We start from the raw sequence: 16,337 nt of genomic DNA, 5'->3' as shown, positions 1-16,337 counted from the left end.
GTCGCCTGGAGTGACCACGTTCTCGGTCGCGCTGGCCGCGCGCTGGCCATCGCCCTCGCGCGCGCTACTGGTGGAGGCCGACCCCTCCGGCGGGGACGTCGGAACGCGGTTCTCGCTGGAATCGGCGCCGGGGCTGGTGAGCTTGGCGGTCGCCGCCCGGCGTAGCGACGACCCGGCGCTGCTGTGGCAGCACGCGCAGGCCCTGCCGGGCGGGCTGCCGGTGGTGGCCGCGCCACCGGACGCCGACCGCGCGCGAGCAGCGTTGTGCGCGCTGGCCGATCCGACTACGGGCGCTGGCGTTCTGCGGGCAGCTGCGGGCGCACCGGAGTCCGTGGTGATCGTGGACTGCGGCCGGATCGACGCCGGGTCTCCGGCGATGCCGATCGTGCACTCGGCCGACGCGATGGTCTTGCTGACCCGTGCGCACGCCGACGACCTCGCGCACCTGGCCCGTCGCCTGCCGGCGATCGGCCGTTGGACCGCGCATCCGGCGATGTTGCTGGTCGGCGAGGGGTATTCCACCGCTGAAGTCGCCCGCGAACTCGGTGTTCTGCCGTTGGGCCGCGTTCCCGACGACCCGCACGGGGCCGCTGTGTTGTGTGGACGGCCCAGCACGCTGCGGTGGGGCCGCAGCGAACCGGCCCATTCCGCGCTGGGACAGGTCGCGCACAGGGTCGCGAAAGTGCTCATCGCCGAACAGGCACCGCCGCCCGCGTTGCCCCGACAGGCACCGGCCGACAACCAGCCGATGTCCATGCTGCGCGCGGTGCCCGGCGTGCCCACCCTCGCGGTCTCGGCCAACGGCCTGCGACTGGCACCTGCACCCCTGCCGCCGAACACTGAGACCACCTCGCGCGGAGGGCAAGCGTCATGACGTACCCGCCCAACAGTCCTCCGCCCAATGGCTATCCGGCTCCGGTGCCCCTGCGGCCCCACCAGCAGCAACAGCAGGGACAACCGTCAGGTTGGCAACAGGCCAACACTCCAGGACACCCCGACTGGGCGCAGGCGACCCCGCAACCAGCGCCGAACGGGCCGGAGCCGGTACAAGCAACCGAGGCTGTCGGGCGGCTTCGCCAACACCTGCGCGACACGCTCGGCACCGAGCTGCCCCTGCGGGTGGATGCCCAGCAGCGCCGCACCAGCGTCCCGGTCACCAGAGAGGCCCGTCGCGAGCTGGCGCGAGCGATCTTGGAGGACGCGGTCGCCGCGCACAGCGAGAACGAGCTGATGGACAACCGGTCGCTGGTCGGCCGGGATGTCGAGCAGCGGGTGATCACCGAGGTCATCAACGAACTGTTCGGCATGGCCGGCCTGCAGCCGCTGCTGGATGACCCATCGGTGGAGACGATCAACGCCAATCGCTACGACCGGGTCTTCGTGCAGTACAACGACGGCCGCCGCGCGCGGGTCGCCCCGATCGCGGGCTCGAACGAGGAGCTGACCGATTTGGTCCGGCTGCTCGCGGCCCGCGCGTCCAGCCAGGAACGTCGCTTCGATTACGGCTCCCCAGCGGTCAACCTCCAGTTGCCTGGCGGGGAGCGGTTGTTCGCGGTGATGGGCCTGACCGCAGGTGGAGTGACCTCGCTGTCGATCCGCCGGCACGGCTACCTCACCGTCACCCTGCCCGAGCTGCGTACTCGCGGCACCATCGACCCCGGCCTGGAGCAATTCCTGCGCGCGCTGGTGCGGGCACGCAAGAACATCCTGATCACCGGTGGCACGGGCGCGGGCAAGACCACCCTGCTGCGAGCGCTGGCCTCGGAGATGGACCCGATGGAACGCATCGTGACCATCGAGGACGCCTTCGAACTCGGCCTGGAATTCGACCCCGATATTCACGCCGACGTGACCGCCTTCCAGGCCCGTGAAGCCAACGTGGAGGGCGAGGGCGCGATATCCCAGGCCGAACTCGTCCGCTGGGGCCTGCGCATGAGCCCGGACCGAGTGATCGTCGGCGAGATCCGAGGACCGGAAGTCATCCCGATGTGCAACGCCATGAGCCAGGGCAACGACGGCTCGATGGCGACCCTGCACGCCTCCAGCTCACGGATCGCCTTCACCCGGCTGGCCTCCTACGCCGCGCAAGGCGTCGAACGCCTCCCGCTGGACGCGACGAACCTGCTGGTCGCCTCGGCGGTGCACTTTGTCGTGCACCTGGCCCGCGGCACCGACCGCACCACTCGCGTCGTGTCCTCGATCCGCGAGGTCGTCGGCGCCGACGGCCCGCAGGTGGTCTCCAACGAGGTCTATCGGCCCGGCGCGGACCGCCGCGCCCGTCCAGTGGCCGGGGCGCTGCGCACCGACACCCTCGACGACCTCGTCGACGCCGGGTTCGACCCCGGCCTGCTCGAGCAACCGGAAGGCTGGTGGCCGCGGTGAACATCACGATCAGCGCCACCACCGCCCTGTCGGCCCTGCTCGGCGTCGGTGTCGGTGTCGGGCTGCTGCTGGTCATCATCGGCCGGCGCGGCGTGGACGCGAACCGGCGCTCCGGACTGTTCCGCCGCGGGCAGTCGCGCCGCGCGCAAGCCGCGCCGCGAGACCAGCGCCAGGCGCTGCGGGTCGGACTGGCGGTCGCGGTGGGTGTGCTCACCGGGGTGGCCACCGGCTGGGTTGTCGGCGCCGTGCTGGCCGGGCTCGCGGTCTGGGCATTGCCTCGTGTCCTGGGCCGCGATCCCGAGCACGCCCGCCGGGTGGCACGGATCGAAGCGATCGCGACCTGGACGGAGATGCTGCGCGACACGCTCTCGGCCGCCGCCGGGCTGGAGCAGGCCATCCTCGCGACCGCGCCACTGGCACCGCCGGCCATCCGCGGCGAGATCACCGACCTCGCGGTGCGAATCGAGAACGGAGACCGGCTGGCGCCCTCCCTGCGCCACCTGGCCGACCAGCTCGCCGACCCCACCGGCGACCTCGTCATCGCCGCCCTGGTGCTCGCCGCAGAACAGCAAGCCCGCCAGCTCGGTGACCTGCTCGGCTCCCTCGCGCACACCGCCCGCGAGCAAGCCTCGATGCGGATGCGGGTCGAAGCCGGACGCGCCCGGACCCGAACCAGCGTGCGGGTGATCGTCGGCACCACCTTGTGCTTCGCCGTGGCCGTCGTGCTTCTCAACCGCCCGTACCTGTCCGCCTACGACTCCGCGACCGGGCAGATCGTCCTGCTGGGCATCGGCGTCCTGTTTGGACTGGGATTCGCGTGGCTGGTGCGGGTCGCCAGGGTCGCCGAGCCCGAACGGTTCTTGTCTCTGGCCGCCGATTCCGAGGACCAGCCCGCGTTCGTCGCCGAGAGGCAGGTGTGACCACCGTGATCACCGCACTGATTCTGGGAGCCGGGCTGGGCCTGGGCCTGTGGGCGCTGGCGGTGTGGGCGTTCCCGCCCCGGCCCGCTCTGGGCGCGGTGCTGGCACGTAGCACGGCGGCGCCCGCGCCGACGCCGATCCTGGCCACCGAGGGCACCGGGTGGGCGGCCCGGCTGGGCCGCCCGTTCATCGCGCCGCTGCGCGCGCTCGGTCTGCCCGGCGAGCGGCTGGCTCGCGATCTGACTGTCACCGGACGCCCGGCCGCGACCCATCTGGCGGAGAAGGCAACCCTAGCGATCGCCGGGCTGCTCGCGCCGGTCCTGCTGCAACTGCTGCTCACCCTGGCCGGGTTGTCGCTGGGGATCGAGTTTCCGATCATCGCCGGGCTCGTTCTGGCCGCTGCGGGATTCGTCCTGCCCGACCTGCAAGCGAAGTCCGACGCGGCGAAGCTGCGCACAGGGTTCCGCCACGCCTTGTCCGCCTACCTCGACCTGGTCTGGATCACTCTGGCCGGTGGCGCCGGGGTCGACAGCGCGCTGAACGACTCGGTCGCCATCGGCCGAGGATGGGCGTTCGAGCAGATCCGCCGAGCCCTGGACACCGCCCGGCTGACCCGCACGACACCGTGGGCGACGCTGCGCCAGCTCGGCGAAGAACTCGACGTCACCGAGCTGTCCGAGCTCGCCGCCTCGGTCAGCCTGGCCGGCACCGAGGGCGCGAAGGTGCGCACCTCGCTCGCGGCCAAGGCCGGTGCGCTGCGTACTCATCAGATCACCGACGCCGAAGGCGACGCCCAGGCCGCCACCGAACGCATGTCGCTGCCGGTGATGGCGTTGTTCCTGGGCTTCTTGGCGTTCATCGCCTACCCCGCACTCACGCAAGTCCTCAATGGACTCTGAGTGGTGGGGGCACGTGGAAATGGGAGGAGAAGCGCGATGCACCTCTACCTGGTGACATTGTGGACGACGGTAAAAGCACGGTGGGAAGTGCTGCGCCGGGAACCCGAGGCCGGGTACTCGACCGAAACCGTGCTGGTGACAGCGTTGCTGGTGGTGGCCGCGTTGGCGATCATCGCGATCATCATCGCGAAGGTCACCGCCAAGGCCAACGGCATCAACCTGTAACCGTGATGAGCCGGGAGCAGGCACAGCGGTGGCGTCACCGCCGCGCCGACAGAGGCTGCGGTGATGGCCGGCAGCGGCCTGCGCACGGGAGGACGGCCTCGCGAGGCCGTATCCGGCTGCTGCTGCGCGGTGACCGCGGCGCGGTCAGCGCGGAGCTGGTGATCGCGACGCCGCTGCTTCTGTTGATGCTGCTGGCGATCGTGCAGTTCGCGCTGTGGTCGCACGCCACGCACATCGCCCAGGCCGCCGCGTCTCAAGGGCTCGCCGCCGCGCGAGCCCAGAACGGAACCGCGGCCGCGGGCAGCGCGAGCGCGCAGCAGATGCTCGACCAGCTCGCACGCGGCCCCTTGACCGGCACAAGTGTCGGTGCCGACCGCACCGCCAACTCGGCGTCGATCCGGATCTCCGGGACCGCGACGTCGGTCGTCCCGTTCCTCAGTTTGCCGGTGCACGCCGAGGCGTCCGGCCCGGTCGAACGGTTCGTTCCCGATCTGGCCAGCGGTGGGTGATCGAACGCTATGACGACTACGAACTCGCCCGCCGCCCGGACACCCGCCATGCGCCCGTCCGGTGGCCCAGAAAGCCCGCTGGGGCGCTATCACCCCCGCCTGGATTGGTGGGTGGCCTGGTGGCGCGCGGACCGTGGCTCAGTGGCTGCGGAAGTCACCATAGCGGCACCGTTTCTGGTCATGCTGCTCGTGTTCGTCGCCGTGGTGATCCACCGAGGGGTGGATGCCCGGCTGCGGCTGGACGATGCCGCGCACCAAGCGGCCCGCGCGGCGAGCATCGAACGCACCTCGGCCACCGCCACCGCAGCGGCTCAGTCCACCGCCACCAACGCGCTGTCCTCAGCCGGAGTGACCTGTGCGTCGCTGAGCGTGGACACCGCCACCGGCGGGATGCGACCGGGCGGCACGGTCAGCGTGACGGTGTCGTGTGCGGTCGACTTCGGCGACGCGCTGATCCTCGGTGTTCCCGGTCAGAAACGCTTGTCCGCCACCGCTGTCGAACCAGTCGATACCTGGCGCTCGGTCTCGGGAAATGCCTCCGGAGGCGGCGCATGATCCGCCAGGCACACGATAAGTCGGAACTCTGCTGGGCACGGCGGAGCCACTGGTGGCGAACGCAGCGGCGGACCTGGTGGCGGGCCGACGACGGCCGGGCGACCGCGTTCGTCGTGGTACTCACCATCGGGATCCTCGCCTTGGCCGGGCTGACCCTGGATGGGGGCTTGGCCTTGTCCGCCAAGGTCAAGGCCAACGGGCAGGCGGAAGCCGCCGCTCGCGCCGGCGCTGAGGCCATCGACCTCTCCGCGTACCGCAGCACCGGCACCCTGCAACTGGTGCCTGTCCAGGCGGTCGCCGACGCACAAAGCTATCTCGCCACCGTCGGCGCCTCCGGAACTGTGACCGTCTCCGGCGACACCGTCACGGTCACCATCACCGCCTCCCAGAACACGCAACTGCTGGGCATGGTCGGGATCTCCAGCCTCACCGTTCACGGCAGCGGCAGCGCTCATCCCCAGCGCGGGGTGGTGACCATCGACCCATAGCCGCGCTCCAACGCTCACACCAGTACGCCAACACAGAGGAGATCAGGATGGCTACGACCGACGAGATCGCCACGGCCGAGGAGATCGACCGCCGAGTCGAGGCGGCCGACACGGCTCGGCGCCTGAAGCGATCCGCCGCGGCAAAGCAAGTCGGCGAACTCGCCAAAACCCGAACCGAGCTCGCCGCGCAACTCGACGAGGTCGAACGACAGCTCGGCGAAGTACTCGCTGACGCGAGCGACGTGCTGGACATCGACGAGCTGGCGCGGTTCACCAACATTCCGGCAGCCGACCTGACGGGATGGCTCACGACCCGGAAACCGAACCGCACCACGAAAAAGAAGAAGCCCGCTGTGACTGTGGCGAGCACCACAGCCCGAGGACCGTCCGCGGCGAAGGGACCGACAAACGGCCTTGCGTCCGTGCCACGCGAGCCCGCCGCACCTCGCACCGACACCGCGGACACGCCTGAACGCGTCACGGCGGGGGTGACCTGACAGGCGATTGTCACTAAGGCACACCCGGCGCGTGCATCCGTTGCCTCGTGGCGTGGTGAGCATCGATCCCTAAAGCCCTGTACTGCCAAGGAAACGAGTCAGCTGTGACCTCGACATCGCACAAGTCCGGCCGGGAGCCGACACGGCCACCGGGCGCGGGCCGCCGCGTGTGGTGGGCACTGACCAGCATGTTCCGGTTCGTCGGCCGGGTGCTCCGAGGGCTTATCGCCGCCGCGGGGCTGCTCGCGCTTGTGGTGGGCTTGCCCTGGACGTTGTGGCACTACGTCGGCTGGCCGTTGCCGAACCACGTCCCGACGTGGGCCGAGGTCCAAGGCGTGCTGCTCGGCCCGATGACGACCACGTTCCTGCTGAGCTTTCTCGCCTGCTTGTGCTGGATCACCTGGGCCGCGTTCACCATCGACGTCCTGCGGTGCACAGTCGACCTGGCACGCAGCGGGTTCGACGCGGCCCGGTTGCCGGACTTCTCCGCCGCCGGTCCGATGCACGCGCTGGCGGCCGTGCTGGTTGGCGCGGTCCTGCTGGCAGTGCTGGGCAACCGGCCCGCTCCGGCACCATCCACCTCCTTGTCCGCGGCGCTCGGGACCGGATCGCAAGTCGTGGCGACCGCCCCAGCCCGGCAACACCCAGGCCCCGCCGGTGAGACCCCGGTGGTGCGCAACGCGGTCTTCGCCACCCAGACCACCACCGGAGACAGCACCATCCTCGCCGCTCCCACATATCCGGAGTCGGTGGTCGTGCTGGCACCGCAGAACGGGGTGCACGACTCGTTGTGGCGCATCGCCGAACGCAGCCTCGGCGACGGCGCGCGGTGGCCGGAGATCTTCGACCTCAACAAGGGCAAGCCGCAACCGAACGGGCATACCTTCACCAAACCCAGCCTGATCTTCCCCGGCGAGGAACTCGCACTGCCGCACGACGCCAGCGCGCCCACGGTGCCACCCCAGCAGCCAGCCGACCCGGACCAGTCCACTCCCGCCCCGCCGACCGCGCCCGCCCCGCCGACCACCGCTGTGCCACCGACGAGCATCCAACCGTCCACACCAGCGCAACCAGCGCCGTCGACCCAGCAGGCACCACCGACCGCGACCGGCACCAACTCGGCTCCCACGACGAGCGAACCCGGCTTCCGCTGGGGAGCGGAGCTATTTGTCGGGCTCGGCCTGGCCGCCGCGATCAGCGCGGCCTTGCTCGTCGCCCGCCGCCGCCACAACAGCCGATACCGGCCCGGCAGCGGCGACCGCGACGACCTGCCCGTCGCACCGGTGGTCTACCAGCTGCGGCTGGCACACCTGCGCTCCGAGACCGACGACGAGATCGACCTCGACGAGGACTACCCGGACGACGAGGACCAGCAGCGTCCGCAGCGTGTCCCGCCCGCGCCGCCCCTTGTGGTGGGCGCACCCCAGACCGGCGCCGGCCGACCCCCCACCGTCGCGCCGGGTCTGGGTGTCCGCGACGGTCGCGAGGTCGCCCTCGACCTCGCGACCGCCCGCGGCCTCGGCCTGGTCGGCGCCGGTGCTCCCGCCGCGGCCCGCGCTCTGCTGATCACCGCGCTCACCAGCTCCCCAGACCACCTGGCGACGTCGGCCGGGGCGATCGTCATCGTCCCGGCCGACGACCTGGTCTCGGTGCTCGGCCGCGGGGCAACCCGGGAGCACCTGCCCTCGGCCGTGCGGGTCGTCGCCGACCTGGACAGTGCGCTGGACGCGGTGGAGGCCGAGACCCTGGTGCGAGCCACGGCCAGCCGGGAACCCGAGGCCGAGCCGGGGACGTGGCCGCCGCTGGTGTTGGTGGCACGACCACCAGCACACCACTCACGACTGCAGGCGGTCCTGGACAACGGAGCGCCGTTCGGCGTCACCGGTCTGCTGCTGGGCCAGTGGCAACCCGGCGTTACCGCCTACGTCCGCGACGATGGCTCGATCTCGGCTACCGGCCCTGGTCTGGGCGAGGCCCTGCGCGGCACCCGGATGTTCCGCCTGGGCGGCGGCGACGCCGCCGCGCTGCTGGCCCTGCTGCGTCAAGCCGAACCTGACCCGCCGGCCACCGACGACCTCGTCGCGCCGCCCGTGCCGCGTCCTCGCATCGTGGCGGCGCACCCCGCCGGCAACGACCAAGCGCCAGGCGAGGCCGACCCGCTCGAGACCGGCGGCTCGGGCGCGGACGAGATCGAGCTGGAAGTCACGGCCGCGGTCACGCAACCGGCGCTCCCGGACACCGATCTGGAGATCCTCGGCCCCGCTCAGGTTCAGCCGCCCGGCATCCGGCTGCGCCCACCGGCCTCCAGCGTCCGGCAGGTCCCGTCCCACCTGGCCGACGACGAGACCGAGCACCACGACGAGGGCGAAGCCGACGAACCGGCGTCCACCAGCGAACCCGCCAAACCCGTGGCCGAGACACCGCCGACCACCACCAGCGGCGGTGAACCGGACACCAGCCCCGCGCTGCTCACCGTGACCGTGCTCGGTGACCTGCGGGTGCACTGGCACCCTGAACCCGGCGCCACCGGCGATGCGCGCGAGATCACCGGCGCCTTGCAGCCCCGGACCAAGGAGTTGCTGGTACTGCTGGCGCTGCATCCGGACGGTGCCACCCGCGAGACGCTCGTCTCGGCCCTGTGGGGCCAGGACCCGCCGGCGCGGCCGACCAACGCCCTGCACACGGCGTTGTCGCGGATGCGCAGCACGCTGGCCGCCGCCACGAACGGCGCGGTGACCGACGTCGTCTCCGCCAGCAACGGCCGCTACCAGCTCGATCCCGCGAGCGTTCGCAGTGACTACTGGCGCTTCGCGCACGCCGTCGCCGTCCGCCGCGCCGCCGCCACCGACTCAGCGCGTGTCGATGCGTACCGCGAGGTGGTCAACAGCTACGGCGGGCCGCTGGCGGAGGGCATGTCGAACGAGTGGATCGAGCCCGCCCGCGAGGCGATCCGCCGCGACGCCATCGACGCTGTCGCGGCGCTGGCCCGCGCGCTGGTGGACTCCGATCCCCAGCAGACCCTGGATCTGCTGGAAGTCGCGCGGGCTTTCGATCCGCACAACGAGCTGCTCTACCGCGACATCATGCGACTGCAGGAACGTCTCGGGCAGCTGGACGCCATCCCGCGGACGCTGACCTTGCTGACCACCCGGCTCGCCGAGGTCGACGCGGCGCCGACTCCGCAGGCTCGTGGGCTGGCTGCCCGGCTGGGGCAGCGTCACGAGGACGGGTCAGCTGGCGCCGCGAGTGCACAGTCCCAGGGCGAACGTGGGCGCATCGCGGCCAGCTGAGGCGGTGGCGCCACGGCGGCGAGGGCCTGCCGTTGCCGGCCCGGAGCGTACGGATGTCTGCCAGCTCGGCCTATTCGTCGTCCTCGTCATCGGTGAGACCGATTTCGTCCAGCTCACCAATTTCGGTCAGCGGGCCCATCTCGTCACCGTTCCGGCGGCTGTATGCCTGAGCTTGCGCGATGAGTTCCTGATGCTCCTCGGCCCAGGCCACGAGCACCTCGGCCTGCGTCAAGAACTCCAAGACTTCCGGCTTCAACTCGTAAGTAACCGTGACCGGAAAAGTCTTTGTGCACCGGACGCGCGTCAAAAGACCTTCTTCGGTCATCTTTTTCAATGTGCGCGCCAGAATGCTATCGTGCAGGACGGCGTGTTTGTCCGACCATTCTTCACCAATGGAATACGAGCTGATCGTGGAAAGAATCTCTTTTCGCCGCATGGGGCCGCCCGAGAGCGTGACCAGGATGGCCGGTGCCCACTTGTCTCCGAAAAGGTACTTCAGGTCGTACAAACCCCGAAGGAACCTCTCGTCCCCCACTTTCATAGCGCCTCCCCGTGTGCAGTGACCCGGCCCTCGCGCCGCGCCCGTCGTCCCCTCGTCCGGCGACGCGCCCCCTGCGGCTGCCACCTGAACGGTCATGCCTGCTCAGCACGACCACAGAGCCGGTCTCGGCCTCCTCGTCTCGTAGCGATGGAGCCCTCCACGTTACGCCGAACGGCGGAACCAGCCCACCGTATTCCTACTCAATGCGGACCTTGACCGAATGTCACGCAGGGTAGTCGTTTCGACGATCATCGACACGCACAGTGGCTACCGTTGGGGGTTCATACGGGGGATCATGATGGGGTTCATACGGGGGATCAGGTTAGAGGACCACCCCCTGCGGCCTGCGAAGACGCTGGCCATGCGGGCCATCGGGGGATCCGCTGGTATCCCAGACTCGCTTGCCCACAAGCCGGTAGACACATCGGGGCGGGCTGCGTGGTCGTCGCTTCCATGCTGCTCCCTTGGTCACCCTTTCTATCCATCTTACGCTCACCCTTGCCTCCCTTTCCTATTTGTTTGTTTTATTTCTTGCTATTCACTGACCTCACTCCCTGTGCTCCGTCAAACCATTCCCGTCCGCGGTGGCCGGCGCACGGCCGGGTCTTTGACCTGCGGAAATCGGCGCAACGGCGGCCGGAATTGTGACCGTATGGACGACTTTCTATTCGCCGCGAATGGCGGCGGCGAACATCGCGAAAGGAGTCTTGAAAATGGGGGCCTATTTCTATTGCGCGCGGCGCGCGGCAGAGTCATAATTGAATTACCGCCGGGGGGGACCGGAAACCACACCGAATACCACACCCGGCGCGAGCCATGTCCGACGAATGGGGCCGATTATGTGTTACGCCGACACCACCACCGAAACCGACAACACGGTGACCGCGTTTTGTTACTGCGGGTGGAACGACACTGGACACGCCACCCAGGAATCGGCCGACGCCGCCGCCTACGCCCACCAGAACGCCCCCGACGTCATCGACGCCGCCGACGACTTCACCGCCGCCACGGTCTGACCCGTTCCCCCGCCGCCCCGCACTAGATCGAAAGGACCCACCCGCGATGACCACGCCAGCCACGCCGACAGCCGCCCCGGCGGCATCCGGCACGACGACCACCGCCCCGGCGGGCGGGCGGTTGCCCAACGGCGAACTCCGCCGACAGGTGGCGCAAGTCCTCACCGATCAGGCGGGCACCGAACTGACCCCGCGCAACATCGCCGCCACACTCGGCGGGAAGTCATCGGGCGCGATCGGCAACGCGCTCGCCGCGCTGACCGCCGGGGGCTACGCCGAACAAACCTCGACCAAACCGGTCCGCTACCGGTCGACCCCGACCACCGCCGACGCCGCCGCCGCGCCCGTGGCGGTCCCGTCGGGCACACCCCGCCGCTCCCGCACACCCCGCCCGACGACACCGCCCGCGACGACCACGCCCGCCGCCCCGGCAACGACTCCGGCCGTGACCGGTCCGGTAACGCGCCCGAACGGGCAGCTCTACCACCCGCGCAAGCTGTCCGGACTTCCGGACGTGACCGCGTTGCGCAAGTTGCGTGACGCCGGGGTCGCCGCCCTGATGTACGGGCCACCCGGAACCGGGAAGACCTCAGTCGTCGAGGCCGCTTTCGGTGACCTGGTCACGGTTCAGGGTGACGGGGACACCACGGTCGCCGACATCGTTGGCGAGTACACCCAGACCCCGGACGGGAAATTTGTGTTCGTGCACGGTCCGCTGGTCCGCGCGATGCGCGAAGGCCGGACCCTGTTCATCGACGACGCGACGCTCATTCCGCCGACCGTGCTCGCCGTGGTGTACCCCGCGATGGACGGCCGCCGCCAGATCATGATCAAGGCCAACGGCGGCGAGGTCATTGACGCCGCGCCCGGTTTCTATGTGGTGGCCGGACACAACCCCGGGGTGCACGGCGCGGTGCTGTCGGATGCGTTGGCGTCGCGGTTTTCCGTACAGATCCAGGTGTCGACCGACTACGACCTCGCCACGCAACTCAAGATCGACACGCGCGCCGTGTCCGTGGCGCGCAACCTGTCCACCCGACAGGCCAACGGCGAGATCCGGTGGGCACCGCAACTACGCGAACTGCTGGCATTCCAGAAGATCGCAGACGTGTTGGGCGATGACGCCGCCGCCGGGAACCTGATCGGCACCGCCCCGGAAGAGGACCGCGACATCGTGGCCACCGCCGTCAAGGCCGCCTTCGGCAAAACCGTTGCCCCGCTGGCACTCGGTGCCCGTATCTGACCAACCGCCACCCGCGCCCGAACCGTCCGGAAAGGACATACCGCGATGACCGCGCACATGATCGCCGACCCCGCCGCCACCGCCTCGGCCGTGTTCCCCGCCGCCCCCGGATGGGACGCGCTGTCGGCCGCGCTGACCGCCGAAGTTCCCGCGATCGCCGACCGGGACGACCTGCTGGTCACCATCGCGCCCGGCGCCGGACAGGGTGCCCCGGCGTGTTTCCTGCCCGCCACCGCCATGATCGAAGTCGACGGTACGCACCTGCACCCGGTCGACCCCGCCACCGCCAAACCGCACCGGATGAGCGACCGGAAACGCTACGCCCCCACCTGGGGCGCGCTGACCCACGAGTGCGCGCACAGCAAACACACCAAATGGCTCGCCGCCGTGCCCAACGACGCCGACCCCGGCGCGGTGGACGCCGCGCTGTTGCTGGAAGAGCCCCGGATCGAACGGGCACAGATTCGCCGCCGCCCCGACGACCGCCACTGGTTGCGCGCGTGCGTGAAAACCATCGTCACGGGCGGCATGAAACTCGACGACCCCGCCTTCGCCCCGAAAATGACCCCGCGCGACGCCTCCCACACCGCCGCCCTGTTCCTCGGGCGCACCGACGGCGGCATCCTCACCCGCGCCGAAACCGCGCCCGTCGCGCGCGCTGTGGAAGACGTGCTCGGCGCGGAGAAACTCGGGAAGCTGCGCGCGGTGTGGCGTCAGGCGTTCCGCACCGCCGACGACGACACCGCCGCCATGCTCGAACTCGGCCGCCAATGGTGCGAGATCATCGGACCCGACCCCGACACCACACCGCCGCACCTCGCCGACCCGTCGGTCACTCCCACCCCGGCCGGCACCCCGTCGCGGTCCCCGTTGGCGGACGCGATCGGCAAGGCACTGGGCAAGGTGGCGCGCGCGGTGGCGCGCGCGACGCTGCCCGAGGACCCCGCCGAGGTCGCCGCCCGCAAGAAGGCCGCCGCCGACGCCGCCGAGAGGAAGGCCGATGACGCCGCCCGCACTGTGTTCACGGTCGGTGGTCCCGGTGACGGGCACACCGAAACGATCAGCACCCGTCCGCCGACCACGGGCGAACGCACCGCCGCGCGGGTGCTCGGGCGCGCACTGACCACGGCCGGGGTTCGTGACCGGGTACCAACGAAAACGACCTCGACCATCCCGCCCGGCCGCCTTCGGATGCGCGGTGCGCTGGCACGCGAGGCGCAACTGGCCGCCGGAGCGATGCCGACCGCCGAACCGTTCACCCGCACGACCCGCACCACGGTTCCGACCCCGCCGCTCCGGCTCGGCATCGCGTGCGACGTGTCCGGGTCCATGGGCAGCTTCGCGGAACCGGTCGCCTCGACCGCGTGGATTCTGGCCAACGCCGCCGCGCAGAGTCCGGTGCCCGCCGACACCGCCACCGTGATCTTCGGGCACCACGTCCGCCCGATCACCCGCCCCGGCAAGGCCCCCGCCGTTGTGACCGACTTCGCCACCCGCGACAACTGGGAAGCCATCGACACCGCGATCGACGCCCTCGACGGCGCGCTCGGTCTGTCGCGCCCCGGTGCCGCGCGGTTGCTGGTCATCGTGTCCGACGGCAAGTTCCGCGACGCGCCTCGCCGCAACGGCCAGCAGCTTCTCGACCGGTTGCGCACCACCGGTTGCGCCGTGTTGTGGATCGCCCCGGACGTCCCTGGGCGCACGCCGATGACCGGGGCGACCGTGCACGTGATGACCGACCCCACGACCACCGCGCAGGCCATTGGTCGCGCCGCCACCGCCGCCCTGCGTGCCACCCACTGAACCGACCCGCACACCCGGAACCCCGGAATTGGAGATGACCTTCGATGATCGACACCGACATCGCGACCGTGGGTGACCTGATCGCCGCCCTTGGCCAGTACGACCCGACCGCCCCGGTACGGCTCGCCACGCAACCCGGCTACCCACTGGAGAACCTTGTCGCGCGGGTCGCGTGCACCCCGGACGACGCCGAGTACGAAGGCCCCACGCGCACCGACCCGCCCGTGGTGTGGCTCGGCGCGGGCGCGCAGGTCGGGTACCTGCCCGCGCTCGCCGCCAACGCCCTGGGGTGGTCGTTCTGACCACGACCGGACCAAGTGGGCGACGCTGGCCGGGCCGATCGCCGCCGCCTTGCCTCCAGGACTGCTTAACTGCGGGACTCGCCGGCGAGTCCCGGCCCCCGCCCCTCGGGCCGGCGCCTCGCGGCCCCCCACCGGATGGGGCCCTCGCCGAGCTGATGGAGGCCGGACTCGTCGAGGTGGGCGAGCGGCTGGTGTGGAACGGGCACACCGCCACCGTCCGGGAGGGCGGAGTTCTGCACGACGGCGGACCGCACGAGTTCGCCGTCTCCACCGTCACCGCGCCCGCCACCAGCCTCGCTGGCTACACGGTCAACGGCTGGAACCTCTGGCGGCGTGTCCGCGACGACCGCCCGCTGTCCGACCTGCGCACCGCACTCACCACTCGCTGAAACCTCGACAACCCACCACACGACGGGAGACCGCGATGACCACCGCCACCACCGAACGCGATCAGGACGCCGGAGCCACCTCGACCCGCTACCACTACACCCGCGTCGTCGAGATCGTTGGGCGCACCGTCCGCGCCCGCCTCGAGCGCGGCGTCTACCTCAACGACGACGAATGCTACTTCGACCTTCCGAGCCGGGTATAGAAACGCCCCACCCCACAGGAGATCACCATGACGCCCTACGAAGTTCCCGAGACCGTCATCCGTCGCTTCACGGAGAACGGCTGCGAGGTGACCGCGATCGTCGCCGACCCTGCCGACGCACAACAAACCTTGTACGGCACTGTCACCCGCAACGGCGCACTCGTCGGCAGCTACTACTGCGCCGACCGCGTCCGCCAGTCCGACTGGCACACCGTTACCGCCCTCGGCCTTCCCCTCACCCTCGACGGCCAATCCGTCAACCCGGTCTCCGAAGGCGCTGCTGTCCTCGTGCTGACCACCATCCTCACCGCCCGCGACAGCTACGAGGTCGAACAACGGCTCCGCGACGCGACGCAACCGCCACGGCGGTGACCGGTGACCACAACCGCCGACTTCTACGATGGGCGCGGACCGCACGCCGTCTGGCTCGGGTCACTCCAAGGCGACGCCGACCCCACCACGGTGCGCGCCGTCGCCTGTGGACGGCTGCTGCTGGACGCGACCGACCCGCTCACCTACGCCGACGCAGTGAGCGACTTACTCGACGTCTGGGCCGACGAGGGCCACGGACACGGTTACCAGCCGGACAGCCGCTGGCCGTGGTTGTGGCCGGACAGCCACGACACGAACTGGGTGTTCACGTTCGCCCACGGTCGGGTGTGGATCACGACCGGGTGCGCGTGGCTGCGTGTCCAACGGAAAGCGTTCGCAGTAAGACCGACGTAACCGATCCATCCTCACTAGCACAACAGGAGTTCACGATGTCGGAGGCCGTCACTACAACACCGTCCATCACGAGGCAGGCCATGTCCGCCGCCGATCATTGCGCCGCCGCCGAAGACGAGTTTGCGAACGCACAGCGACTCTTCGCTTCCGGCCCGGACGAGTATCGGCGAGCGATGGACTCCGCGTCGATGCACCTGCGGATCGCCGAGGTCATGACCCAAGGGTCGTCACTGGTCACCGAGCTCGCGATCGCCGAGACGAACCCGGCATGGAAGTCCATCCGGATGAACGCGTCGCATGAGGCCAAAGCATGGAACGAACTTCTGGGACGAGCCCGACGATGAACCGA

At 70.3% G+C, this 16,337-nt stretch carries 20 protein-coding genes; 19 read left to right on the top strand and 1 reads right to left on the bottom strand.

Annotated features, from left to right (window positions below; all coding sequences use genetic code 11):
- Positions 1-10: 10 nt before the first annotated feature.
- From AB0M93_RS11675 to AB0M93_RS11630, 10 genes are all read left to right on the top strand, one after another.
- Entirely contained in the window at positions 11-874 is an 864-nt protein-coding gene (locus tag AB0M93_RS11675; protein WP_364271409.1) for a chromosome partitioning protein, read from the top strand.
- The gene (locus tag AB0M93_RS11670) at positions 871-2,382 is read left to right on the top strand and encodes an ATPase, T2SS/T4P/T4SS family (protein WP_364271406.1); all 1,512 of its coding nucleotides are present in this window, start codon (positions 871-873) and stop codon (positions 2,380-2,382) included. Before AB0M93_RS11675 ends, AB0M93_RS11670 begins: the two co-directional genes overlap by 4 nt.
- Positions 2,370-3,302, top strand: coding sequence for a type II secretion system F family protein (locus AB0M93_RS11665; protein ID WP_364271403.1), 933 nt, complete (start codon positions 2,370-2,372; stop codon positions 3,300-3,302). Before AB0M93_RS11670 ends, AB0M93_RS11665 begins: the two co-directional genes overlap by 13 nt.
- 5 nt (positions 3,303-3,307) lie before the next feature.
- Positions 3,308-4,201, top strand: a complete 894-nt coding sequence (locus tag AB0M93_RS11660) for a type II secretion system F family protein (protein WP_364271400.1) — start codon at positions 3,308-3,310, stop codon at positions 4,199-4,201.
- Positions 4,202-4,237: 36 nt separating this feature from the next.
- Positions 4,238-4,426, top strand: a complete 189-nt coding sequence (locus AB0M93_RS11655) for a hypothetical protein (RefSeq protein WP_098513947.1) — start codon at positions 4,238-4,240, stop codon at positions 4,424-4,426.
- Between the two features lie 5 nt (positions 4,427-4,431).
- Positions 4,432-4,935: a TadE/TadG family type IV pilus assembly protein gene (locus tag AB0M93_RS11650; RefSeq protein WP_364271396.1), complete on the top strand. Its 504-nt coding sequence runs from the start codon at positions 4,432-4,434 to the stop codon at positions 4,933-4,935.
- Between the two features lie 141 nt (positions 4,936-5,076).
- Positions 5,077-5,490 (top strand): pilus assembly protein TadE, encoded by a 414-nt coding sequence (locus AB0M93_RS11645; protein WP_247763059.1) that lies wholly within the window; start codon positions 5,077-5,079, stop codon positions 5,488-5,490.
- Positions 5,487-5,978, top strand: a complete 492-nt coding sequence (locus tag AB0M93_RS11640; protein WP_364271392.1) for a pilus assembly protein TadG-related protein — start codon at positions 5,487-5,489, stop codon at positions 5,976-5,978. Before AB0M93_RS11645 ends, AB0M93_RS11640 begins: the two co-directional genes overlap by 4 nt.
- A gap of 47 nt (positions 5,979-6,025) precedes the next feature.
- The gene (locus tag AB0M93_RS11635) at positions 6,026-6,475 is read left to right on the top strand and encodes a hypothetical protein (RefSeq protein WP_364271389.1); all 450 of its coding nucleotides are present in this window, start codon (positions 6,026-6,028) and stop codon (positions 6,473-6,475) included.
- 104 nt (positions 6,476-6,579) lie between these two features.
- The gene (locus tag AB0M93_RS11630; RefSeq protein ID WP_364271386.1) at positions 6,580-9,765 is read left to right on the top strand and encodes a BTAD domain-containing putative transcriptional regulator; all 3,186 of its coding nucleotides are present in this window, start codon (positions 6,580-6,582) and stop codon (positions 9,763-9,765) included.
- A 70-nt stretch (positions 9,766-9,835) separates the two neighbouring features.
- Here AB0M93_RS11630 and AB0M93_RS11625 read toward each other — a convergent pair whose 3' ends face one another.
- Positions 9,836-10,273 carry a winged helix-turn-helix transcriptional regulator gene (locus tag AB0M93_RS11625; protein WP_364271383.1) on the bottom strand — a complete coding sequence of 146 codons (438 nt, stop codon included), beginning with the start codon at positions 10,271-10,273 and terminating at the stop codon, positions 9,836-9,838.
- Between the two features lie 872 nt (positions 10,274-11,145).
- Here AB0M93_RS11625 and AB0M93_RS11620 point away from each other — a divergent pair.
- From AB0M93_RS11620 to AB0M93_RS11580, 9 genes are all read left to right on the top strand, one after another.
- Entirely contained in the window at positions 11,146-11,322 is a 177-nt protein-coding gene (locus AB0M93_RS11620) for a hypothetical protein (RefSeq protein WP_364271380.1), read from the top strand.
- 46 nt (positions 11,323-11,368) lie between these two features.
- Positions 11,369-12,565 (top strand): AAA family ATPase, encoded by a 1,197-nt coding sequence (locus tag AB0M93_RS11615; RefSeq protein WP_364271377.1) that lies wholly within the window; start codon positions 11,369-11,371, stop codon positions 12,563-12,565.
- A 45-nt stretch (positions 12,566-12,610) separates the two neighbouring features.
- Entirely contained in the window at positions 12,611-14,368 is a 1,758-nt protein-coding gene (locus AB0M93_RS11610; RefSeq protein WP_364271374.1) for a VWA domain-containing protein, read from the top strand.
- 44 nt (positions 14,369-14,412) lie between these two features.
- On the top strand, positions 14,413-14,670 hold the full coding sequence (locus AB0M93_RS11605) for a hypothetical protein (protein WP_364271371.1): 258 nt from the start codon (positions 14,413-14,415) through the stop codon (positions 14,668-14,670).
- A gap of 155 nt (positions 14,671-14,825) precedes the next feature.
- On the top strand, positions 14,826-15,059 hold the full coding sequence (locus AB0M93_RS11600; RefSeq protein ID WP_364271369.1) for a hypothetical protein: 234 nt from the start codon (positions 14,826-14,828) through the stop codon (positions 15,057-15,059).
- A 35-nt stretch (positions 15,060-15,094) separates the two neighbouring features.
- Entirely contained in the window at positions 15,095-15,262 is a 168-nt protein-coding gene (locus AB0M93_RS11595; RefSeq protein WP_364271366.1) for a hypothetical protein, read from the top strand.
- A gap of 27 nt (positions 15,263-15,289) precedes the next feature.
- The gene (locus tag AB0M93_RS11590; RefSeq protein WP_364271363.1) at positions 15,290-15,634 is read left to right on the top strand and encodes a hypothetical protein; all 345 of its coding nucleotides are present in this window, start codon (positions 15,290-15,292) and stop codon (positions 15,632-15,634) included.
- A gap of 3 nt (positions 15,635-15,637) precedes the next feature.
- The gene (locus AB0M93_RS11585) at positions 15,638-15,988 is read left to right on the top strand and encodes a hypothetical protein (protein ID WP_364271360.1); all 351 of its coding nucleotides are present in this window, start codon (positions 15,638-15,640) and stop codon (positions 15,986-15,988) included.
- A gap of 35 nt (positions 15,989-16,023) precedes the next feature.
- Complete coding sequence (locus tag AB0M93_RS11580) at positions 16,024-16,332, top strand: hypothetical protein (protein ID WP_364271358.1); 309 nt, start codon at positions 16,024-16,026, stop codon at positions 16,330-16,332.
- Positions 16,333-16,337: the final 5 nt, after the last annotated feature.

This window comes from Amycolatopsis sp. NPDC051102, from assembly GCF_040682815.1.
Taxonomy (GTDB): Bacteria; Actinomycetota; Actinomycetes; order Mycobacteriales; family Pseudonocardiaceae; genus Amycolatopsis.
This window is presented reverse-complemented; position numbering and strand designations above follow the sequence as displayed.